The 21,683-nt window shown below is 40.1% G+C and carries 21 protein-coding genes; 13 read left to right on the top strand and 8 right to left on the bottom strand.

From position 1 onward, the window contains the following. Positions 1–32: 32 nt before the first annotated feature. Positions 33–665, bottom strand: a complete 633-nt coding sequence (locus FTV32_RS04320) for a paraquat-inducible protein A (protein WP_180028041.1) — start codon at positions 663–665, stop codon at positions 33–35. Positions 666–1,090: 425 nt separating this feature from the next. Between FTV32_RS04320 and FTV32_RS04315 the strand changes: the two genes are divergently transcribed. Genes FTV32_RS04315 through FTV32_RS04285 form a run of 7 tightly spaced genes read left to right on the top strand, consistent with a single transcriptional unit; the run spans position 1,091 to position 8,589 of the window. Further along, positions 1,091–2,065, top strand: coding sequence for an acyl-CoA desaturase (locus tag FTV32_RS04315; RefSeq protein WP_180028027.1), 975 nt, complete (start codon positions 1,091–1,093; stop codon positions 2,063–2,065). Beyond that, complete coding sequence (locus tag FTV32_RS04310) at positions 2,062–3,348, top strand: NAD(P)/FAD-dependent oxidoreductase (RefSeq protein WP_180028026.1); 1,287 nt, start codon at positions 2,062–2,064, stop codon at positions 3,346–3,348. The genes FTV32_RS04315 and FTV32_RS04310 overlap by 4 nt, the downstream gene beginning before the upstream one ends. An 8-nt stretch (positions 3,349–3,356) precedes the next feature. After that, positions 3,357–4,145: a DUF1365 domain-containing protein gene (locus FTV32_RS04305; protein WP_180028025.1), complete on the top strand. Its 789-nt coding sequence runs from the start codon at positions 3,357–3,359 to the stop codon at positions 4,143–4,145. 1 nt (position 4,146) lies between these two features. Continuing rightward, positions 4,147–5,343, top strand: coding sequence for a cyclopropane-fatty-acyl-phospholipid synthase family protein (locus tag FTV32_RS04300; RefSeq protein ID WP_180028024.1), 1,197 nt, complete (start codon positions 4,147–4,149; stop codon positions 5,341–5,343). A 20-nt stretch (positions 5,344–5,363) separates the two neighbouring features. Then, the gene (locus tag FTV32_RS04295) at positions 5,364–6,143 is read left to right on the top strand and encodes a DUF1295 domain-containing protein (RefSeq protein WP_180028023.1); all 780 of its coding nucleotides are present in this window, start codon (positions 5,364–5,366) and stop codon (positions 6,141–6,143) included. 8 nt (positions 6,144–6,151) lie between these two features. After that, positions 6,152–7,201 carry a cyclopropane-fatty-acyl-phospholipid synthase family protein gene (locus tag FTV32_RS04290; RefSeq protein WP_180028022.1) on the top strand — a complete coding sequence of 350 codons (1,050 nt, stop codon included), beginning with the start codon at positions 6,152–6,154 and terminating at the stop codon, positions 7,199–7,201. 44 nt (positions 7,202–7,245) lie between these two features. Next, positions 7,246–8,589 carry a HAMP domain-containing sensor histidine kinase gene (locus tag FTV32_RS04285; protein WP_180028021.1) on the top strand — a complete coding sequence of 448 codons (1,344 nt, stop codon included), beginning with the start codon at positions 7,246–7,248 and terminating at the stop codon, positions 8,587–8,589. Positions 8,590–8,638: 49 nt separating this feature from the next. Here the strand turns inward: FTV32_RS04285 and FTV32_RS04280 are convergent, their stop codons facing one another. The 6 genes from FTV32_RS04280 to FTV32_RS04255 all read right to left on the bottom strand — a co-directional run bounded on the left by FTV32_RS04280 (position 8,639) and on the right by FTV32_RS04255 (position 14,373). Next, the gene (locus tag FTV32_RS04280) at positions 8,639–9,322 is read right to left on the bottom strand and encodes a response regulator transcription factor (protein WP_180028020.1); all 684 of its coding nucleotides are present in this window, start codon (positions 9,320–9,322) and stop codon (positions 8,639–8,641) included. Between the two features lie 10 nt (positions 9,323–9,332). Continuing rightward, positions 9,333–9,833, bottom strand: coding sequence for a chalcone isomerase family protein (locus FTV32_RS04275; RefSeq protein WP_180028019.1), 501 nt, complete (start codon positions 9,831–9,833; stop codon positions 9,333–9,335). Next, on the bottom strand, positions 9,803–10,381 hold the full coding sequence (locus FTV32_RS04270) for a nuclear transport factor 2 family protein (protein WP_180028018.1): 579 nt from the start codon (positions 10,379–10,381) through the stop codon (positions 9,803–9,805). The genes FTV32_RS04275 and FTV32_RS04270 overlap by 31 nt, the downstream gene beginning before the upstream one ends. Positions 10,382–10,521: 140 nt before the next feature. Then, on the bottom strand, positions 10,522–11,787 hold the full coding sequence (locus FTV32_RS04265; protein ID WP_180028017.1) for an OprD family outer membrane porin: 1,266 nt from the start codon (positions 11,785–11,787) through the stop codon (positions 10,522–10,524). Positions 11,788–11,851: 64 nt separating this feature from the next. Continuing rightward, complete coding sequence (locus FTV32_RS04260) at positions 11,852–13,198, bottom strand: MFS transporter (protein ID WP_035269629.1); 1,347 nt, start codon at positions 13,196–13,198, stop codon at positions 11,852–11,854. A gap of 365 nt (positions 13,199–13,563) precedes the next feature. Next, entirely contained in the window at positions 13,564–14,373 is an 810-nt protein-coding gene (locus tag FTV32_RS04255) for an IclR family transcriptional regulator C-terminal domain-containing protein (RefSeq protein WP_035269632.1), read from the bottom strand. Positions 14,374–14,528: 155 nt separating this feature from the next. Between FTV32_RS04255 and pobA the strand changes: the two genes are divergently transcribed. Continuing rightward, positions 14,529–15,719 carry a 4-hydroxybenzoate 3-monooxygenase gene (gene pobA / locus FTV32_RS04250; RefSeq protein WP_035269635.1) on the top strand — a complete coding sequence of 397 codons (1,191 nt, stop codon included), beginning with the start codon at positions 14,529–14,531 and terminating at the stop codon, positions 15,717–15,719. A gap of 77 nt (positions 15,720–15,796) precedes the next feature. On the opposite strand, the gene pcaU is transcribed toward pobA, so the two are convergent. Further along, positions 15,797–16,621 (bottom strand): IclR family transcriptional regulator PcaU, encoded by an 825-nt coding sequence (gene pcaU / locus FTV32_RS04245; RefSeq protein ID WP_180028016.1) that lies wholly within the window; start codon positions 16,619–16,621, stop codon positions 15,797–15,799. A 272-nt stretch (positions 16,622–16,893) separates the two neighbouring features. Here pcaU and FTV32_RS04240 point away from each other — a divergent pair, with 272 nt between their 5' ends. The 5 genes from FTV32_RS04240 (at position 16,894) to FTV32_RS04220 (ending at position 21,668) form a co-directional block, all read left to right on the top strand. Continuing rightward, positions 16,894–17,565 (top strand): 3-oxoacid CoA-transferase subunit A, encoded by a 672-nt coding sequence (locus FTV32_RS04240; RefSeq protein ID WP_180028015.1) that lies wholly within the window; start codon positions 16,894–16,896, stop codon positions 17,563–17,565. Positions 17,566–17,585: 20 nt separating this feature from the next. Further along, on the top strand, positions 17,586–18,239 hold the full coding sequence (locus FTV32_RS04235) for a 3-oxoacid CoA-transferase subunit B (RefSeq protein WP_180028014.1): 654 nt from the start codon (positions 17,586–17,588) through the stop codon (positions 18,237–18,239). Between the two features lie 23 nt (positions 18,240–18,262). After that, positions 18,263–19,468 carry a 3-oxoadipyl-CoA thiolase gene (gene pcaF / locus FTV32_RS04230; protein WP_180028013.1) on the top strand — a complete coding sequence of 402 codons (1,206 nt, stop codon included), beginning with the start codon at positions 18,263–18,265 and terminating at the stop codon, positions 19,466–19,468. A gap of 62 nt (positions 19,469–19,530) precedes the next feature. Beyond that, positions 19,531–20,889 carry a 3-carboxy-cis,cis-muconate cycloisomerase gene (pcaB, locus tag FTV32_RS04225; protein ID WP_180028012.1) on the top strand — a complete coding sequence of 453 codons (1,359 nt, stop codon included), beginning with the start codon at positions 19,531–19,533 and terminating at the stop codon, positions 20,887–20,889. Next, positions 20,886–21,668, top strand: a complete 783-nt coding sequence (locus tag FTV32_RS04220; protein ID WP_180028040.1) for an alpha/beta fold hydrolase — start codon at positions 20,886–20,888, stop codon at positions 21,666–21,668. Before pcaB ends, FTV32_RS04220 begins: the two co-directional genes overlap by 4 nt. The last annotated feature ends 15 nt before the right edge of the window (positions 21,669–21,683 follow it).

The raw sequence follows: 21,683 nt of genomic DNA, 5'->3' as shown, positions 1-21,683 counted from the left end.
ATCGGGTTGATTCGTATGAGTTGAAGTGATGGTCATGAGATTTGATTTCCATCAATTGCGCTCCATAGATCTTTGATTTTGATTGATACCAAATAGACCAACAAGACACTTAAAATGGCAAATGCCCATAAGGCAATTCCAGGAATCACAACCACCATACCCACTAATTTCACTAAGGTGACCAAAACGCCGATCAGAAATACTTCAACCATTCCCCAAGCTCTCAATTGAAAAAGTGACCGTAATGCGAGTTTAAGTGATGCATACTGTTGGGTTGCAATAATATTTTTATTGGACATTGCCATCAAAAGAATATATCCCATCAGAAGTAAGTAGGCCAAGGGGACAATAAAAGTGGTCATCAGAATAAGAAAGCCTACAAAAGCACGATCTGCCTCGAACATTGCCCAAGCCGCACCCAATAATGTGGTTTCTGAATAAATGCCTTGGAGTTCAACTTTAACAATTGAAAAACTATTGGCAATCGCAAAGATAATTAACGCAGTACAGACTAAGGCCAACAGTGTGTTAAATGTTGGAATTTTACGATAGAGCTCGGAACCGCAAGCCGAACAATAGGCACGTTCATTCTTATATAAATCGGATTTACGAAAGAGAGTATCGCACTCTTCACAAGCAACATAATTTTGATTGATTTGCACCATTCTTAAATCAGGGGCGCGTTTAGAATCCGATACAGTTTCTACATTCGTTTCAGACATCGTTGTCTCAACTTTTTCATCAATATTCTTGGTTTTTTTTATTTCTCCTTATAGTTTATATCGAGATTCAATAGGTTTGCCTATGATTATTTTGTTGAATCGAGATACATACCTTTTTGGTTTGGCTTATCAGTGTGTAGTCATGTAACTCAACGAGGGTATAAAAGGGGTTGAAGTGCTCATTGATCAGCATTTGTGTAGTCAAAATGAGGGTGAGTTAAGTTTATATGATGAAATTAAATTAATATTAAATTCAATGATTCAGCGTGAAATTCAAGATACAGCGTGTGCTTCACATAAACTTCATATATCAAGAACTACACTTTATTTAAATCATAAAGATCGATTGCTTAGTTTGGGATGACTGTATGTTGAAAAGCCTCATGCAATGGCTGGATAGTTGGTCCGTAAGCGTACCACATGATGCATTGACCTCTGAGAGTAAACAGATTCAATGGCTCAGAATAATTCCTTTTATCCTACTGCATCTTGCTTGTCTGGCAGTGTTTTGGGTCGGGTTTTCTTGGTTTGCTTTTGCATTTATGTTGTTTTTTTATTTTATTCGCATGTTCGCAATCACGGCTTTTTTTCATCGTTATTTGTCACACAAAACTTTTCAAACTTCGAGATGGCTGCAATTTATCTTTATTTTAATTGGCACAATGAGTGCGCAGCGTGGACCATTATGGTGGGCAGCACATCATCGATATCATCATCGTTATACAGATACTCCTCAAGACCCACATTCATCAACGCATGGATTTTGGTATAGCCATGTTGGTTGGTTTTTAAATGAATATAATTTTTCAACGCGTAAAAGTGTCATTAAAGATTGGCTGAAGTTTCCGGAGCTGATTTGGTTAGATCGTTTTAGTTTGATGATCGTCTTAATAACGGCTATCGGAATTTATGGTCTTGGGGAATGGGCTGCTTGGATGTGGCCGCATTGGGGAACCAGTGGTTTACAGTTATTGGTATGGGGAGGCGCAATTTCAACTGTTCTGCTTATTCATGCCACATTGTGCATTAACTCACTGGCTCACCATTATGGAAGCCGAGATTTTGAGACGAATGATCATAGTCGCAACAACTTATTTTTATCTCTAATTACACTTGGTGAAGGCTGGCACAACAATCATCATTTTTATGCAGGAAGTACGCGCCAAGGGTTCTATTGGTGGCAGATCGATGTGACCTATTACATCTTAAAATGTATGTCATGGTTTGGCTTGGTTTGGGGAATGAAACCCATACCAGCTCGAGTCTATGAAGCAAGTAAAATTACGCGTTCGAAAATGGCCAAACGCCAACATTCTCAAGTTCAGTCAAAGGAATCAAGATGAAAATTGCAATTATTGGATCGGGTATTTCAGGACTTTATACAGCTTGGAAGTTGAGTAAGTTGCATGAGGTGACCGTATTTGAAAAGAATAATTATTTTGGGGGACATACTGATACTCATCAATTAAAGATCGATGGTGAGCAAGTTGCAGTGGATAGCGGATTCATTGTTTTTAATGAACACAACTATCCTTTATTTTGTGAGATGTTGAAGGAGCTTGGTGTACAAGCTCAAAGCAGCGATATGGGGTTTTCAGTTAATAATCAGGTCACAGGACTGCAATATAACCCTTCCAAGAAATTCTCATTATTGTTCAAACCACAGAATTTTTTAAAGACCCGCTTTAGAGCGATGCTGTCCGATTTATTCAGATTTTATGCAGCAAATAAAGATCTTGATGTGGATGAGACCGACCCGCATTACACTATTGAGCAATATCTTAACGAGCATGGATACTCGGATGCGTTTAGGCAAGAGCATCTCTATCCGATGTGTGGTGCATTATGGTCATGCCCAGTAGAGCAAGCAGGTCAAATTCCATATAAATTTGTAGTCAGTTTTTTTCAACATCATCGTATGTTGCAACTCAAAGATCGACCACAATGGTTAACTGTAAAAGGTGGGTCTTCTAAATATATTCGTGCAATTCAAACTCAAGCAAAGCACATTCATTTTAAAAAAGTAGAGGTGAAGTCAGTTAAGCGCTCAGCAAATGACGTGAGTATTGAAACGGGACAGGGGATTGAACGGTTTGATTGGGTGGTATTTGCAAGTCATGCAGATGACACATTGAAGTTGCTCGCTGAACCAACGGTTAAAGAATCAGAAATATTAGAAAAGTTTCAGTATCAAGACAATCATATGGTGTTGCATTCAGATACCAGCATTATGCCAAAATCAAGACGTCAGTGGGCAAGTTGGCATGTGCATGTCACACCGAATAGAGCGGGTCAAGTCACTCCATTTCAGCAAAATAGTGTCCATTATGGATTTAGTTATTGGATGAATCAGCTACAAAATTTGAAATGTGAAACTCAGATTTTTGCGACATTAAATCCTAATTTTGATTTAGATCCAAACAAAGTCTGGGTTCAGCGTCACTATCGTCATCCTGTATTTAATGCGGAAGCTATTGCAGCTCAGTCAAGATGGTCTGAAATTAACGGTTTAAATCGGACCTATTTTTGTGGTGCTTATTGGGGATGGGGCTTTCATGAAGATGGTGCAAGAAGTGCGTCATGGGTGGTTGAAGCCTTATTAAATTCATCAAATCAAGCCGCTTAGGAGTACTTATGCAGCTGTATCCACTTGCAATTGCAGTTGCTGACATTCGTCATCGCCGTTACTTGCCTAAGCCTTATGCTTTTCAGAGTCAGCTGACGTATTTGTGGTTTGATCCAGAACAGCTCGAACACTTCGCGCAAACTTCGATACTTTGGTCAACGAAAAAATGGAACTTGCTGAGCCTCAATCCTGATGACTTCTTGGCAAACTATCAAGGCACGATTCGAGAGAAGGTTCTGCATGTATTGGAAGAGCATACCTTAGAAGAACAGATACAGATCGCTGAAATTCGGGTGTTGGCTTTGCCGCGCACGCTTGGCTTCAGATTTAATTCGGTAGTTTTTTATTTTCTATTTAATGCCCAGCAAAAATTACAGTTCATTCTCAGTGAAATCACCAATACACCCTGGTTAGAAAGACAGGTATATGTTCACGATTGTCGCACCGGGGGGGAGCAGCATTCCGAATATACGAGCTTCCACTTCCAGTTTGACAAAGCTTTTCACGTGTCACCCTTCATGCCAATGGATCTGAAGTATCAATGGACGTTTAGTTTGGCTGAAAAACAAAATTATGTGCTTATGCAATTGTTTAAAGAGGAAAAATTACAATTCGATGCATCAATGCGTTTTGAGTTAACCCCCATCACACTTCCTTCACAACTTCATCGCTATGCTGTTTTTAAACTATTTGAGCCGATCAAGATGGTTGCAGGTATTTATTATCATGCCTTTAAGCTTTGGATAAATAGAGTTCCATTTTATCGGCATCCCAATAAAACGAAGGACAAGCTGTGATATGAAATCATTGTTAATGGGAGAGCAATCTTCACTACCGCTGGTGTTACGTCATTTACTGAAATTAAAACACGGCCAAATTCATTTTAAAGGGATTTGGGAGGGTTCAGTCGGTGAGGTGAGTGATTTAGACGCCGTAATTGAGGTCCATGATGCAAAGTTGATGGATCTACTTTTTCGTCATGGGGTTCTTGGTGCAGCAGAAGGTTTCATTCAAGGATATTGGACGACACCAGATTTAGTGAAGATTGTGCGAATTCTTGCGAGAAATCGCGATATTTTAGATCGTATGAACCAAAGTGCCTTAGCAAAGGCAAGTCAACTCTTGCTCAAAACTTGGTATGCATCGCGTAAAAACTCATTGGAAGGTAGTCGCAAAAATATTGCTGAGCATTATGATTTAAGTAATGACTTTTTTAAGTTATTTCTTGATCCAAGCATGATGTACTCCAGCGCGGTATTCAAAGATCAATTCATGACTTTGGAACAAGCATCCGATTATAAAAAAGAAATCATATGCCAAAAATTGAAACTTCAACCCATGGATCATTTGGTTGAAATTGGCAGTGGATGGGGTGGTTTTGCGATCTATGCTGCGCAAAACTATGGTTGTAAAGTGACTACTATTACCATTTCTCAAGCTCAATATGACGAAGCTAAAGCTAGAATTGACGCTGCGGGTCTGTCTCATCGTGTTGAAGTTAAATTAAAAGATTATCGTTTACTTGAAGGTAAATTCGATAAATTGGTTTCAATTGAAATGATTGAAGCCGTTGGTGCTCAATATCTATCGACATATTTTGAAAAGTGTAGACAGCTGTTAAAACCTAATGGTTTGGCGCTTATTCAAGCCATCACCATTGAAGATGCGCGATATGAAAAGGCATTGAGTACGGTCGATTACATCAAAAGATACATTTTCCCAGGTAGTTTTATTCCTTGTATCAGCGTGATGACCAACGTTGCATCAGAACAAAAATTACGTCTAAAGCATCTTGAAGATATTGGTTTAAGTTATGCACAAACGATTCACTGCTGGCGTGAACGTTTTCTACAACAGCGTGAGCAAGTTTTAGCACTGGGCTTTGATGAAAACTTTATTCGCATGTGGGATTTTTATTTATGTTATTGCGAAGGAGGTTTTCTCGAAGGCGTCATTAGTGATGTGCACTTATTGTTTGAAGCAAGTCCATACTAAATCAGTGAGAGGACACCTCGATGTTGCTCAATTTATTTGTGATGAATGTTTTCCTGATGCTTTGTGCATGGATTTGGGTGACATTTAATCATCGTGCAGGTTTAGTCGATGTCATTTGGAGCTTTGGAATAGCTTTAAATGTCCTCATCGCAGCAAATGTAATGAATGAAGCCCCTACATCTGTTCGCATTTTTCTAGCGATCGCGAGTGGTCTTTGGTTCCTCCGTTTAGCATGGCATTTATTCAGACGATATATCCGAGAAGATGCTGAGGACACGCGTTATGCCAATATGCGCCGTGCGATGGGAGACTTTCAACATTTAGGTTTTCTTCTCTTTTTTCTATTTCAGGCTGGGTTGATCTCCTTATTCTCATATCCAATGATCAAATTGCTCAGTATACCTGCGATGCAGTGGAGTAACTCGACAGAACTGCTGCTGATGATTTCAGGATTAATCATGCTGGTTGCATTTATTGGTGAGGCACTCGCAGATCATCAGTTGTATCAATTTAAATTGAACCCGAATAATCGTGGCAAAACGATGGATCAAGGGTTATGGAAATATTCACGCCATCCGAATTACTTTTTTGAATGGATACATTGGTTTGCTTATCCAATCTTAGGTATAGCGGCGGGAACGCCTTGGTTGTGGATCTATCCGGTGTTGATGTGGCTCTTTTTGTACTACATCACGGGTATTCCATTTAGTGAACAGCAAGCGCTCAAAAATCGTGGTGCAAACTACAAGATGTACCAACAAAAAACATCAATGTTTCTTCCTTGGCCACCGAAAAAGTAGGTAATTACATGGATTCAATCGTTCAACAATCGTTAAAACTCATTGAAAGTGGCAAAGTTCCAGATCAAGTTATTCGTCTTGGTATCCAAGCACTTTGCAAAAAACGTCTTGAGCAAGAAGGTCGTTTTGACCCTGTATTCGCTTCACAGCGTTATATGGATGTATTAAGAGACTTGAAAAAAAGTGAAATCGCGATTGATACAGACAAGGCAAATGAACAACATTATGAATTGCCTACAGCATTCTTTCAGGCCGTGTTGGGCAAGCGTTTAAAGTACAGTGCCAGTTTATTCCATGATGCTAAAACCAGTTTAGATCAAGCTGAGGAAAATGCCCTGCAGGTCTACTGTGAACGTGCGCAATTACAAGATGGTCAGGACATCTTAGAAATAGGCTGTGGTTGGGGATCACTCAGTTTGTATATGGCAGAGCATTATCCAAATGCCAACATTACGGTAGTATCAAACTCCAATACTCAACGTCTTCACATTCAACAACAAGCCAAAGAAAAGCAATTTAACAATTTGACAGTCATCACCTGTGATGTAAATCAACTCGAGTTGGAGCAAAACTCTTTTGATCGTGTTGTATCCGTTGAAATGTTTGAGCATGTTCGAAACTATCAGCGATTATTTGCCAATATTAGCCAGTGGCTCAAAGCAGATGGTTTATTGTGGTGTCATATTTTCTGCCATCGATTTATTCACTATCCATTTGAAGTTAAAAATGATTATGACTGGATGTCTAAATATTTTTTTACAGGCGGTTTAATGCCTGCTGTTTCGACTTTCCTGCACTTTCAGGATCATTTACAGTTAGAAAACCAATGGCAATGGTCTGGACAACAGTATGAACATACAGCCAATGCATGGTTAAATAATATGGACCAAAAAAAGGACTTACTTAAACCACTATTTAAGCAAACTTATGGTCAAGATGCGGAAATCTGGTGGCAACGTTGGAGAATCTTTTTCATGGCTTGTGCAGAACTATTTGGTTATGACAAAGGTCGTGAGTGGGTGATTGGCCATTATTTGTTTAAGAAGCGAGCTGTTTGAAGTTCAAACTAAGCTTAGCGATAAGGTGAAGAGGGTACATGTCCATGATGAGGCTATTTAGGGATAAACGCGATCATCCTTTGGGTGAGGTGTTTAACCGCTATTATTGGCTACAAATTGGTCTTATTGCCTTGTCTATTGTGATTGGGATTGGTTGCAGTGCTTGGGTCATTAAAGGAACATTGCTGACCACAGCGCTCGAACAGGAGATGGAGCATTACTGGCAGCGTATGGAGCGTAATCCAGAAGCTGCTTTACCCGACACTAAAAATTTATATGGATATCGTTGGTCCGATGACGAGTTAGCCCCCTCTGAATTTCGTAATTTAAAACTCCAATCGGGTGTACATCGACACTATATCGATGGTAAAGACCGGATGACGGTTTATGGGACACGCAATGGTGAACACGTTTTTTTAGTGTTTGGTGAAAGTAATGTTAATAAGCTTATTTGGCTGTTTGGTTTAGCGCCACTCATGGTCAGCTTATTTTTGCTATACAGTGTGCTGTGGTGGTGGAATCGCCGTGCACGCCGCTTTTTTTCGCCCATCACACGCTTAGCCAATGCACTCGAACATATCGATTGGGAACATCAGAATAATCGAGCATCACCATTTAAAGAAATTAAAACAGATTCTAATTTGGAGGCTGAATATCTCAAGCAAGCACTTGAAAAATATCATCAAGTTTTAAGCGAATTCATTCAGCGTGAAAGAGAGTTTACTGGCGATGTTAGTCATGAACTTCGAACACCGCTCACAATATTGAAGGGAAATGTACAACTTTGTCAGGCCCGTTATGGTGATAACAAATCTTTTACTCGATTGCAAAACACAATCGAAGATATGCAGTTATTGGTCGATACACTTTTGGCGATTGCTCGAAATACCACAAGCAATTTACAAAGTGAAAAAACACGCTTATCAGAACTGCTTCAAGATGTTGTAAGTGACTTGAATAGTGTCAGTTTGGCAAAAGGAATGAGTATCGATTTAAACATCGAAGTTAATGAGGTCAAACGTCATTTATATCCATCGATGACAAAAATGGTGTTTAGCAATATTTTAAGAAATGCATTGAATTACTCTCAAGGTACAAGCATTAATGTCATTCTCGAAAAAAATAAAGTGTTGGTCGCAGATAATGGGATCGGGATTGATTTACCGAATAACTCTAAGGTGCAAGAACTAACGAATCAGCAGCTGCAACTCGATATCAAAGGTCATGGTATCGGGCTACAACTGGTTCAAAAATTATGTAAACAACTTGGCTGGAGAGTAGAGTTATTTGATCGTGAATACTATTTGATGACTCATCCAAAAGTTGACTTGTCACTCAGTTCAGGACTGATTGTGGTCGTTTACTTGAATGATCAGCCTCCAAAATAGTGTATTTGGGGGAATTTGATCTGAAGTGCGAATTCAGTAGTAACTAATTTTATTCAACTGCGATCTTTAGACCTACCCCTGAAACGGTGTGTATTAATTTTTGTTCAAACGGCTTATCGACCATTTTTCTTAAATTATAGATATGGCTTCTGAGTGCATCGCTTTCTGGTTCTTCATCCCCCCATAACTCAAGCATGATCTCCTGTTTAGTGAGCACTTTAGGTGAGTTTCGCATAAGTAATTTTAAAAGTTTGAATTGAATAGGTGGCAGATCGATCATTTGACCTGCACGTGTGATTTGCTGTAAAGCAGGGTCTAATGTAAGATCGTGAATTTTGATTTGGCTGTTAGATACTTCTCCTAATGAGCGTTTGATCAGTGCACGAACACGATAAACCAATTCATTAAAATCAAATGGTTTGACTAAATAATCATCTGTACCTGCTCGGAAACCTTTTAATTTATCATCCAAAGTATCACGAGCAGTCAGCATCAGTACCGGGAGGTCGAGTCCCTGTTCATTGCGAAGCCATTCACACAGGTCATACCCTGTACCGTCAGGTAAATTAATATCTAACAGTAGAATATGATAAGGATGTTGCTTGAGCAGTTGACGTGCCACATCCAAATTACGCGCATGATCAACCACAAAATTATGCTCTTCTAAAAATTCACATAATGTTGAAGCAAGTTCGTAATGATCTTCGACCATTAAAATAAAATGTTTAGTCATGGCGACACGATTAGTCCAATAATTGCTTTTTTAAAGTATCACTAAATGGAGACGAACCCAGCCAAATATTAAAATAATCATTGGCATTCATGTATTGAACTTTACCCAAAATTTTTTGATTTAGACTCAAAGTTAAAGTCTGGGTCGTATGGGTATAGCTTAGACTGTAAATATCACCAGATCGAACGGGTTGATACAATTGTGTGATCTGGTCAAGCTGTTTCAACGTATTGGCTTGTTTGACATTTCGTTTGAGAAAGTGCGTTGCAGCCTTTTTAAAAGCCCATTCTGGAATATTTTGAGTATAAGCAAAGTCCATGCGAATATCTTGATTCTTCCAAGTGCTTTGACAATTTTGAGCGAAATAAGTTGCTTTACCGACATTTTTTTGTCCGACTTTGAGGTCTCCTTGACCACACTCACGCACACTTTGTGCATGCGCGAGTGGTAAGAAGAATAGACTCAAAGCAGAGAGGGTCATTATTGCGATTTTTTGAAAGGTAATAACCATGCGTATAACCCTCCAGCATATGGTAGTGAGCGAAATAAGCCATCAGCTGGGTCCCAAAAGTCTTGTTGGAACACAATTTTGTCTTGCTCATTGATTTTTATTTCACTGATTCCATGTGATTCCATGCTTCGAGTTGTACCGAAGATTTTAAAATCATATGCCATACGCCAATGCACATAGGCTGAGTCGTCAAAATGTGATGTGTTGAGCAATTTGACTGAAACATTACTGACACGGTTGTTCATACCTTTGAAATGTTCGACTAGATTTTCACGCTTACTAAATTGTGAAAGTGTGTCATTGATATATAAACTGTCAGCATACAGATTGCTTGCTCGGTTAGTGAATTCAGGTGTACCTAAGGTATTGAATGCACTGGTAAAACGAACCCCTATATCTTGAGCTTTGGCAGGCGTCATGGTGATGCCTTGAACTGTCGATCTTGCTTGAGCATAATCATCAGAGTAACTTGGGATGCTTGCACAGCCTGATAAAAAGAGTAGAGGAAGGCTCAATGTCGCAGCCACAATTTTTTTGACGTGTTTCATGATCTCAATCCACTAATTTATTCTTATTTTTTAATCTACTGGCAATCTTGTGAAATGGATGTGAAATTAAAATATGAGCTGTGATCGATGAAAGGTATTTGTGTTAAAGGGAGTTCCGTTGAACTCCCTTTAACTTTGTTTTATTTAAATTTCCAAGTGTAATCAATGTTGACACGCATTTCGTCATCCGACTTAAATGCCATACCTACTGGTGGGATATCGTTACGGTAGCGACTATAACGTGTACGAATATTTAAACCTTCGAGTTTACCCGTTGGAACACGATAGCTGAGCTCGAAATCAAGAGCATCTTGTTCAAACGTCTGATTGTCGGTGTTACGAATTTCAATATCATCGCCTTTACTATAACGAGTCATAAACTTTAGACCTTTCAATGAAGTGTCTTTAAAGTCATAGTCATAACGTGCGTGATAGACTTTTTCATTAATGTTGGTGAAATCAGCACTCATACTATCTAAGAACACTGCTGGCTCTGAACCCGCTAAGGTCGGAAGAGCTGTATCACTAAAAGACTGCATATAGCCCAAACTGAAAGTATGATTGTTACGGTTAAGCCCAAAAATACCGCTCAAATGTTGATTTTCAATATGTCCTGCACGAGCTTCACCTGAGTCTTCACTCACAAACAGGCGTACATCCCCTAATAAATGCCCAATACCTATATCATGTTTGCTTTTTGCACCAATGAAATTTTGGTGATAAACATCATGAAGGGTGGCATGAAAGAGTTGCGCACTAATTTGATCGTTAAATTTATATTCAGCACCAAGCATGTGTAAGCCAGATGATTCGGCAGCAGTCTTAAATCGATTATTAGGATTGCCAACTTTAATTTTTTCATAATCTGTTGAATCACGTTGATTCACACGATCCACATACAGGGCATGAATTTTCAAATTATCCACTTCATTGATTTGAAGATGTGTACCTCGATAATTTTGCTGGAATAAACGAGCTGGTGAAGAGAACAAAACAGGGAACATTGGTGCGAGTGTACCCCCATGTAAAGTCGATTTGCCCACTTTCGCTTTTGCCGTCCAGCGAATTTCTCCATACTGATCAGCTTTACCTGATGGACTGGTTGGCAGTAATCCCGAAGCTGCATAATCGTCGGCATCACTGCCTAAAAGATTAAAACCTGCCAGTGCCATAATGTCTAAACCTAGTCCTAAGGTACCTGGTGTATAGCCTGAATTAGCTTTAAAGATAAAACCTTGAGCCCAGTCTTTCTGATCTTTACCTGATGCATCTTGTGTATATGCGCGATCAAAATAAAAATTGCGAGCTGTTAGATTGACTGATGAATCATCTATAAATGAATTTGCTTGCGTTGTTGATAGAAATCCAGACGCAATTACCCCTAAAAAGATTGCAGAAAATCTCATTATTGTCCCTATATGAAAAGTGGAGCTAGACGTCTTGTCTAGCTCTAAAGTATTTAAAAAATGATTATGCAGATGTTGGTTGTTGGAAATGCAATTGTGCAGTTTCTTTATTTTTGAGTTTTGAAATGCTTAATACCATGATAATGGCTGCAACGAATGCCAACGCATAATAACCGTAAAGTACAAGTGATGAGATACCACTGTCGAGGAAAGCACCTGCTACCAGTGGAGACAAAATACCGCCTACACGACCAAAACCAATCGCATAACCTACACCAGTCGCACGAACATCAGCATCATAGATTGCAGGAGACATCGCATATAGACCTGCGACACATCCGTTTGACATCATGCCAAGGAATAAAGCAAGAATGAAAGCGATCATGAGTGAACCAGTACTGTTCACAAATAACCAGATCAAGATTGCAGTTAAGGCAAGGAAAGCCGCTTGAACATAGTAAATACGGATACGTGAACTAATCAGACCTAACAGCGCAGCACCAAACATACCGCCAGCACTAATCAGGACACCTGCTGTTACACCTTGTTCAGTGGTCATCCCATTTGCAGATAAGATTTTTGGTGTCCAACTCATGACGAAGTAGAAACCAAACATAACGAAGAAGAAGCTAAACCAGATACAAATCGTTTGAAGTGCCAATTTAGCGCTGAACAAACGTGCCAAACCACTCTTTGCTTGTTCGCTGGTCATAGTGACCGTAGGAAGTTGCTGTAATGGGGTAATATTGATTTTCTTTGCTAAAACATTAATACGTTCTAGAGCATTTTTTGGCTGTTTAACCAAAAGGTAATCAAGTGATTCTGGTAAGGTGAAATAAGACACGACCAACATGAATAAAGTCGCTAAACCACCTGTTAAGAAGACTGCACGCCATCCGAAATTGCTGATAAGCGCAATTGCAATAATCCCACCAACGGTTGCACCAATCGCGTAACCTGTACATTGTAAGCTGACTGCGAGACTTCTCCAACGCAGAGATGCGTACTCACTTGCAATAACATTACTACTTGCGAGAATACCGCCGATGCCTAAACCAGTCACAAAACGCATCATGCCAAGTTGCATTGCAGTCTGAGCAAATGATGCTGCAACCATACTTACTCCAGAGATAAGTAGGCAAAGTAAGATGAGTGGGCGGCGACCGATTTTGTCAGCCCAAGGTGCAAGAAATAGTGAGCCAGCACCCATACCAAATAAGCCAGCACTCAATAGTGCACCAAGTTCAGCGCCAGTCAGTCCCCACTCGGCAGAAACAGATGCAGCAGTAAAGGCCATGACAAGAACGTCAAAGCCATCAATAACATTTAATAAAATACAGATACCGATAACAAACCACTGAAACCCATTCATGGTCTTGTTATTCATTTCCTCACGCGGGTTCTGAACCATTTACTTTCTCCATGGAATAAGACCTCATTGAAAAGCACTACGTGTGGCATGTGATTACATGTCATAAACGTAGGCAGACTTCAGAAGTCATCCTAGTAATGTTTAAGGTGTTCATCGCAGTCAGAACCCGTCCATATTCTGGTATTGATGAAATAATCAACACGTCTGCAATGTGCATGAATTTAGCATTATTGGATCCAAATTCAAGCAAAAAAATATTAACTTAGATATATTTTAGATTAAATGGATCCATATTTGCGAAGAAGTACTTGAAAAATATACTAAAGTACTAGGGATTAAAAAAATGAACGCCTCAGTTAAAGAAAGGAAAAAAATCTTAAAAGTTCATTCGAATCTTCCGAATTTTATAAAATAGCGCGCAAATCATGAGCTACTTGTTTAAGCTGGGGCAAAATATTTTGGATTAAATATGTTTCTGTAATTCTGTGGCTGGATCCGATACAGTTGAGTGCGGCTACAGTATTACCTTGCATGTTGAGAATAGGGACAGCTAAAGCAATAATTCCCAATTCATGTTCTTCTGTAGAAATGCAATAGTCTTGTTTTTGAACAGTTGCAATAGTGTTTATAAACTTTTGATGATCTATGATGGTAAAAGGCGTTAATCTCTTGAGTGGATATTGTGCAAGCCATTGATTAAGTTCATCATGGCTCAATCTTGAGAGTAGTATTTTACCTGTAGAGGTGGCGTAGGCTGGAAGGCGATTACCTAAATGAATACCCAACGGACTCATTTTAGATGATTCGTTCTGTTGAGGAACACTTTTCGCAACAGGTACGACTTCATGTTCATCGAGTACCGTGACTGAATAGCTCAGTGCAGTTTTGATACTGAGTAAATTCAGCATAGGTTGAGCGACTTTTGGTAAATATGCAGAGCTTAGATAAGCACTTGAAAAGCGTAAAACTTTGTAGGTGAGCCAATAAAAATGTTCATCTGTGTCTAAATAACCTAAAAACTTTAAAGTTCTTAAATATCGTCGTGCTGCGCTGCGACTCAATCCTGTACGTTCAGCAATTTGGGTGACATTTAATTTTTGACGTTCAACACCAAAGCACTCTAATAGATTCAAACCTTTAGCAAGGCCTGCAATATAATCATCATATTGAATTACTTCTTTATTTTTAGCATTTGAAATCAATTCATTGCGCATGATATTGCTCTGATTTACACCCTTGAATTCTGATATCTTGTCCGATGATCGGTCATTTGTCACTAAATTCGGTCGTATTTAGGGCTAAAGTCTAGTACCTCAGTTGGAATTTCATTAGGTTTTACAAAAGGAAAAAAATTGAGGGTGTTTGCAATATGGAAATTTTAAAAACCAAAGTCGCGATTATTGGTTCAGGTCCAGCAGGTTTATTACTCGGTCAACTGCTATATAAAGCGGGTATTGATCATATTTTAATTGAACAGCGTAGTGCTGAATATGTTGCCAGTCGTATCCGTGCTGGGATTTTAGAGCAAGTTTCAGTAGATTTATTGACCGAAGCTGGTGTAGATCAGCAACTGCGTGAAAAAGGGTTACCTCATCAAGGTATTGAAATTCTAACCAATGGTGAAAAGCACCGTGTTGATTTAACGCAGTTGACGGGTGGTAAACAAGTTACGGTATATGGCCAAACTGAAGTCACCAAAGATTTAATGCAGGCTCGCACAGCAGCTCAACTCACTTCATACTACGAATCAGCTAACGTTCAAGTACATGATTTCTACGGTCAACCAAGTGTTACTTTTGAGCATAATGGTCAGCAAGTTAAAGTTGAATGTGATTTTATCGCTGGTTGTGATGGTTACCATGGCGTGTGCCGTGCCAGTGTGCCAGAAGACAAAATTAAAACTTTTGAGAAAGTCTATCCATTTGGCTGGTTGGGGGTATTGGCAGATGTACCTCCTGTTGCGGATGAACTAATTTATGTGCAATCTGATCGTGGATTTGCATTATGCAGTATGCGTTCTAACACGAGAAGTCGCTATTATCTACAAGTACCGTTAACGGATAAAGTTGAAAATTGGTCAGATGAGCAATTTTGGGAAGAGTTAAAAAATCGTCTAGATCCTGAAAGCCGTGAAAAGCTTGTGACTGGTCCATCAATTGAGAAGAGTATTGCGCCATTACGTAGTTTTGTCACTGAACCAATGCGTTTTGGTAAAATGTTCTTGGCGGGTGATGCTGCTCATATTGTACCGCCAACAGGAGCTAAAGGTTTAAACCTCGCTGCATCTGATATTGCGTATCTTTCTCAAGCTCTCATTGAATATTATCAAACGGGTTCTGAGCAGGGGATTGAGCAGTATTCTGAAAATTGCTTAAAACGTGTATGGAAAGCAGAGCGTTTCTCTTGGTGGATGACTCATTTATTACATCGTTTTGAGACAGAAACCGAATTCGAGCATAAAATCAAACAAGCTGAATTAAGTTATATTCTTGGTTCAGAAGCAGGGCAAACTACGCTTGCTGAAAACTATGTTGGACTACCACTCCAAAAAGCGAGTTAATCCTCTACGTTAAGCTTAATCCATTGGCTATTTTTTAGCGCACACCAAATTGCTCCACAATTTGGTGTGTTTTTTTATTAAACAAATTGTCTAAATTCAATCGAGGTTTGCTGTAATAGGGGCAGAATATACTGAATTAAATATTCCTTACTGGTTTTACCTGTCGGTGACACAATGTTCAATGCTGCGACAACATCAGCACGATGATTGTGAATAGGTACAGCCAAAGCATGTACGCCTAACTCATGTTCTTCAGCTGAGTAACAATATTCATCAGCTCTAACTTCTGCTAATAATTTTATAAATTTCTCATTATCGGTATACGTATATTTGGTGAGTGCTTTGAGTGGATATTTTTCCAACCATTCTTGTTGTGCTTCCTTGGATAAATAACTTAATAAAATTTTCCCTGCAGATGTGGCATGAGCGGGTAGTCGGTTACCTAAATGTAATCCATAAGGATTAACACGATCAGTCTGTTGATGCGCTGCACTACGTGCAATCGTAATAGCTTCGTAGCCATCTAATACCATCACGGAATAAATGAGAGAGGTTTGCTGAGTAAGTAAATTCAACAATGGCTGAGCAATTTTAGGCAGCTGTGCACCACTTAAATATGCACCTGAAAATTTTAAAATTTTAGGTGTTAAATAATAGTAATGACCATCAAACTCTAAATAACCTAAATATTCTAAAGTCATTAAATGTCGTCTTGCAGCGGCTCGAGTCAACCCTGTTTTTTCTGCAGCCATGGTCACATTTAAACGGTGACGGTCATTTGCAAAACAATCTAGGATAGCCAGTCCTTTGCTGATACCTGCAATAAAGTCTTCGTGACGAATCCACTTTTTATTATCTGGATTTTGAAGTTGTCTGTTCCTTGAGTCTGATTCTGTAGACACAGCATTTTCCTTGCTATTTTAAAAATTGAATTATTGATGCTGATTTAGAATCTTGAGCAATATACTCAAGATATTGTTCGATCATCGAACAAAAAATCTGTAAATCGTACAAAAACCTTTTTTCAAGGTAGCTCAAGCTTTTTAATTTATCAAGAATGGAGTGACGGAATCCAAGCGATTTAGTTGCATATTTCAATCTCCGTCCAGATTGAAATTGCGCTAATCGTGGATTCCCCAAATATTAAAATATGTTGTACAGAGGGAGTTGTTGGATGATCGATAAATCGTCACAGTCTTTAGTTGAAGCTTTATCCCAAATTAAAGACGGTTCAACCATTATGATTGGTGGGTTTGGTACCGCAGGTCAGCCTGCTGAACTCATCGATGGCTTAATTGAACTCGGTATTAAAGACTTAGTGATCGTCAACAACAACGCAGGTAATGGTGATTACGGCTTGGCTAAACTGTTACAAGCAGGCGCTGTACGTAAAATCATCTGTTCTTTTCCTCGTCAGTCTGACTCTTATGTCTTCGATGAACTCTACCGTGCAGGCAAAATCGAGTTAGAACTTGTACCGCAAGGCAACTTGGCTTGCCGTATTCAAGCGGCGGGTATGGGCTTAGGTCCAATCTACACACCAACAGGTTTTGGTACTTTGCTCGCTGAAGGCAAACCAACCATGAGTTATGAAGGTAAAGACTACGTTTTAGAAAATCCAATCAAAGCTGACTTTGCGTTAATTAAAGCGCATAAGGGCGATCGCTGGGGGAACTTGGTGTACCGTAAATCTGCACGTAACTTTGGTCCAATTATGGCCATGGCAGCAGATATCACCATCGCGCAAGTATCAGAAGTCGTGGAACTCGGTGCCTTAGATCCTGAACACATCATCACCCCTGGGATCTTTGTACAACACGTTGTACAAGTTCAACCTGCGCAGTAATTTGAGATTGGAGAAATAAAATGAGTTATCAAAAATTAACCCGTGATCAAATTGCTGAACGTGTTGCACAAGATATTCCTGATGGTGCTTATGTCAACCTTGGCATTGGTTTACCGACAAAAATCTCGAGTTACTTACCTGCTGACAAAGATGTCTTTTTACATTCTGAAAATGGTTTATTGGCCTTTGGTCCCCCCCCTGCGGAAGAAGACCGTGACCCTGAGTTAATTAACGCGGGTAAAGAGTTTGTGACTTTATTAGAAGGCGGAGCTTTCTTCCATCATGGTGATTCATTTGCAATGATGCGTGGTGGTCACCTAGATATCGCTGTACTCGGTGCTTTCCAAGTGGCAGAAAATGGTGATCTTGCAAACTGGCATACCGGTGCACCTGATGCCATTCCTGCTGTGGGTGGTGCAATGGATTTAGCCGTGGGTGCGAAGAAAGTCTTTATTACCACCGATCATGTCACTAAAAAAGGCGAACCTAAAATCGTTGCTGAGCTGACTTATCCTGCGACAGGTTTGAAATGTGTGGACCGCATTTATACGGACCTTTGTGTGATTGATGTGACGGCAGATGGCATGAAAGTCATTGAGAAAGTTGAAGGCTTATCTTTTGAAGAGCTTCAATCGATGACGGGTGCCAAACTCATTGATGCCACTCAGGCTTAAGACTGGTTTTAGGATCTTATACTATGAAAAACGCATATATCATTGATGCCATCCGTACGCCTTTTGGTCGTTATGCCGGTGGTTTGGCGCCTGTCCGTGCGGATGACTTAGGTGCAGTGCCATTAAAAGCGTTAATGGAACGTAACCCTTCTGTGGATTGGAATGTCGTCGATGACGTTTTATTTGGCTGTGCCAACCAAGCCGGTGAAGATAATCGTAACGTCGGTCGTATGTCGGCGCTTTTAGCAGGGATTCCTTATACAGTACCTGCAACCACAGTCAACCGTTTATGTGGTTCATCACTCGATACTGTAGCAATGGCCGCGCGTGCCATTAAAGCTGGTGAAGCTGACGTGATTGTGGCAGGTGGTGTTGAATCTATGTCACGTGCTCCATTTGTGATGGGTAAATCTGAGAGTGCATTTGGTCGTAGTCAAAAGATTGAAGATACCACCATGGGCTGGCGTTTTATCAACCCGAAGCTTAAAGAAATGTATGGTGTTGAAACCATGCCGCAAACGGCCGAAAACGTGGCTGAACAGTTCAACATTAGCCGCGCTGATCAAGACCAATTTGCTTTAACCAGCCAACAACGTACGGCTGCAGCGCAAGCACGTGGTTTCTTTGATCAAGAAATCGTGCCTGTGACTATTCCACAGCGTAAAGGTGATGCGGTTGTGGTGGCAAAAGATGAACATCCTCGTGCATCAACCACTTTAGAAGCGTTAACTAAGTTAAAACCTGTTGTAAAAGCAGACGGTACAGTAACCGCAGGTAATGCATCAGGGATTAACGATGGTGCTGCTGCGATTCTGATTGCGTCTGATGCAGCTGTAGAAAAATATGGTTTAAAACCTCGTGCCAAAGTGATTGGTGCAACCACCGTTGGGGTTGAACCTCGCATTATGGGCTTTGGTCCTACACCTGCGATTAAAAAACTGTTAGCACAAACCGGTTTAACACTAGAGCAAATGGATGTGATTGAGCTGAACGAAGCGTTTGCAGCACAAGCATTGGCGTGTACACGTGACCTAGGTTTAGCCGACGATGATGCGCGTGTAAACCCAAATGGTGGTGCAATTGCACTGGGTCATCCATTGGGTGCATCAGGTGCGCGTTTGGTGACGACTGCTCTCAACCAACTAGAGGCAACTGGTGGCAAATATGCATTGTGCTCTATGTGTATCGGTGTGGGTCAAGGCATCGCTTTAATTATTGAAAAAGTTTAACAGCAATTTTTGGACAGACGCTTTATGGTGAAACACATGATGAAGCGTAATAGGGATAAGTTATGAGTCAGTTATATGCAAGTTTGTTTTATCAGAATGATGTAAATATCATATTTAGTGATGAAGCACTCGTAAAATATATGTTGCGTGCAGAGGTTGCACTGGCTCAAGCTCAAGCTGAAGTTGGTGTTATTCCCTTAATTGCTGCTGAAACGATTCAACGTGTTGCAGAACAAGAAATTCATTTCATTATTAATTTTGATCATTTGGCACAGTCCAGTGGTCTCGCTGGCAATATTGCAATTCCATTCGTAAAGCAATTCACTGCTGCTGTGAAAAAAATCAATGAAGATGCTTCTCGTTATGTGCATTGGGGTGCGACCAGCCAAGATATCATTGATACGGCCTTTATGCTGCAAGCTCAAGATGCGTTACAGCTGATCGAAAAGCAACTTATTCAAGCTATTCAGGCAACTAAAAAACTGACGATTCAATACCGTGATCAGGTGATGATTGGACGTACATGGTTGCAACAAGGTTTACCACTTACCTTTGGACATAAAACAGCACGGTGGCTCTCTAGTTTAGATCGAGATTTAAAGCGTGTTCAGCAGTTACAGCAACATGTCTTAACAGCACAGTTAGGGGGTGCGGTAGGTACTTTAGCTTCACTAACTGAATATGGTTCGGCTGTAGTGAGTACCTACGCACAAAAACTTGGTTTAAATACGCCCGTATGTACATGGCATGGGGAGCGAGATCGTGTAGCCGACATTGCACATGTACTTGCAACGATTACAGGAAACTTGGGCAAGATGGCCCGTGACTGGTCACTCATGATGCAAACAGAAATTGCAGAAGTGTTTGAACCGAGTGGTACTGGGCGTGGAGGGTCATCGACGATGCCTCATAAGCGTAATCCTGTTGCAGCTGCTTCAATTCTAGCCGCTGCAAATCGCGTCCCTGCATTAATGTCAAGTATCTACCAAAGCTTAGTACAAGAACATGAACGAAGTTTAGGTGCATGGCATGCTGAATGGCTAGCGTTACCAGAGTTATTTCAACTGACGGCGGGCAGTTTAAGTAGAGCAATCGATGTATTTACGGGATTAGAAGTAGATCCTGAAAATATGTTCAGAAATTTAGAGTGCACGCAAGGATTAATCATGGCTGAAGCACTGATGATGTCACTCGCACCTCAGATGGGTCGATTGAATGCACATCATCTTGTGGAAGCTGCTTGTAAGCAAGCAGTTGCCGAACAACGACACTTACTCGATGTTGTACAAAATAATCCAGAAATATTAGCTATTTTTGATCTAGATCAACTCCGTCAGATTTTTAATCCGCAACATTATCTAGGAAATACTCAAGCACAAATAGATGCGGTACTAGAGAGCGTTCAAGGAAGTACACCATAATGACATTAATCAATAATCGTAATGGTCAGCAGCTTGCGGTCTATCGTTTTGGTGACGATACAAAACCAAGCATCATTTTTTCAAACTCACTGGGCACTGATCATGGCATGTGGCAAGCCCAAATTGATTATTTTTCCAAAGATTATGATGTGATTTGCTACGACACACGTGGTCATGGAAGAAGTAGTGTCATTGAAAATACCACAATCATTGATTTAGCCAATGATGTCCTTGATGTACTCAATCATTTCTCTATAGAAAAAGCGCATTTTTGTGGTATCTCCATGGGGGGAGTTACTGGGATACAATTAGGCATAATTGCACCAGAGCGTTTTAACTCTATTACCATTGCAAATTCAGCAGCAAAAATTGGAAATGCCGAGGCATGGTTGAGTCGTGCAGATGCGGTTGAACAAAATGGTTTGGCTGATATCGTCAGTACTACACATACGCGTTGGTTTAGTGAACAATTTGATTATTTACACGATGTGACAGCTCAAAAAACCATTCAGAGTTTGTCTGTCACTCAGCCTAAAGGCTATGCAGCCTCTTGTCGTGCTTTAGCTCAGACGGATTTACGCAATCAACTTGGAAAAATTATTGTGCCTTGTTTGGCATTATGTGGCGGCTTAGATCCTGTGACCACAGTGAATGATGGTGAGTTTTTAAAACAACATATACCTGACTGTCAACTTGCAGTCATAGATGCATCGCATTTATCCAATATTGAGCGACCAGTTGAATTTAACAAAGCATTGCTTGCTTTTATTCAGTCTTAAGCACATCTGAACATC

The organism is Acinetobacter sp. YH16032, assembly GCF_013417345.1.
Classification (GTDB): Bacteria; Pseudomonadota; Gammaproteobacteria; order Pseudomonadales; family Moraxellaceae; genus Acinetobacter.
Note: the sequence above shows the minus strand (reverse complement) of the source record. Positions and strands in the feature narration are given on the sequence as shown.

Excerpts from the sequence above, each read along its gene's own strand:
- FTV32_RS04305 (WP_180028025.1), top strand. The coding sequence starts at position 3,357 with ATGCAGCTGTATCCACTTGCAATTGCAGTTGCTGACATTCGTCATCGC.
- FTV32_RS04260 (WP_035269629.1), bottom strand. The coding sequence starts at position 13,198 with ATGGTTCAGAACCCGCGTGAGGAAATGAATAACAAGACCATGAATGGG.
- FTV32_RS04290 (WP_180028022.1), top strand. The coding sequence starts at position 6,152 with ATGGATTCAATCGTTCAACAATCGTTAAAACTCATTGAAAGTGGCAAA.
- FTV32_RS04235 (WP_180028014.1), top strand. The coding sequence starts at position 17,586 with ATGAGTTATCAAAAATTAACCCGTGATCAAATTGCTGAACGTGTTGCA.
- pcaB (WP_180028012.1), top strand. The coding sequence starts at position 19,531 with ATGAGTCAGTTATATGCAAGTTTGTTTTATCAGAATGATGTAAATATC.
- FTV32_RS04320 (WP_180028041.1), bottom strand. The coding sequence starts at position 665 with ATGGTGCAAATCAATCAAAATTATGTTGCTTGTGAAGAGTGCGATACT.
- FTV32_RS04310 (WP_180028026.1), top strand. The coding sequence starts at position 2,062 with ATGAAAATTGCAATTATTGGATCGGGTATTTCAGGACTTTATACAGCT.
- pcaF (WP_180028013.1), top strand. The coding sequence starts at position 18,263 with ATGAAAAACGCATATATCATTGATGCCATCCGTACGCCTTTTGGTCGT.
- FTV32_RS04315 (WP_180028027.1), top strand. The coding sequence starts at position 1,091 with ATGTTGAAAAGCCTCATGCAATGGCTGGATAGTTGGTCCGTAAGCGTA.
- FTV32_RS04285 (WP_180028021.1), top strand. The coding sequence starts at position 7,246 with ATGATGAGGCTATTTAGGGATAAACGCGATCATCCTTTGGGTGAGGTG.
- FTV32_RS04280 (WP_180028020.1), bottom strand. The coding sequence starts at position 9,322 with ATGACTAAACATTTTATTTTAATGGTCGAAGATCATTACGAACTTGCT.
- pobA (WP_035269635.1), top strand. The coding sequence starts at position 14,529 with ATGGAAATTTTAAAAACCAAAGTCGCGATTATTGGTTCAGGTCCAGCA.
- FTV32_RS04295 (WP_180028023.1), top strand. The coding sequence starts at position 5,364 with ATGTTGCTCAATTTATTTGTGATGAATGTTTTCCTGATGCTTTGTGCA.
- FTV32_RS04300 (WP_180028024.1), top strand. The coding sequence starts at position 4,147 with ATGAAATCATTGTTAATGGGAGAGCAATCTTCACTACCGCTGGTGTTA.
- FTV32_RS04255 (WP_035269632.1), bottom strand. The coding sequence starts at position 14,373 with ATGCGCAATGAATTGATTTCAAATGCTAAAAATAAAGAAGTAATTCAA.
- FTV32_RS04265 (WP_180028017.1), bottom strand. The coding sequence starts at position 11,787 with ATGAGATTTTCTGCAATCTTTTTAGGGGTAATTGCGTCTGGATTTCTA.
- FTV32_RS04270 (WP_180028018.1), bottom strand. The coding sequence starts at position 10,381 with ATGAAACACGTCAAAAAAATTGTGGCTGCGACATTGAGCCTTCCTCTA.
- FTV32_RS04240 (WP_180028015.1), top strand. The coding sequence starts at position 16,894 with ATGATCGATAAATCGTCACAGTCTTTAGTTGAAGCTTTATCCCAAATT.
- FTV32_RS04275 (WP_180028019.1), bottom strand. The coding sequence starts at position 9,833 with ATGGTTATTACCTTTCAAAAAATCGCAATAATGACCCTCTCTGCTTTG.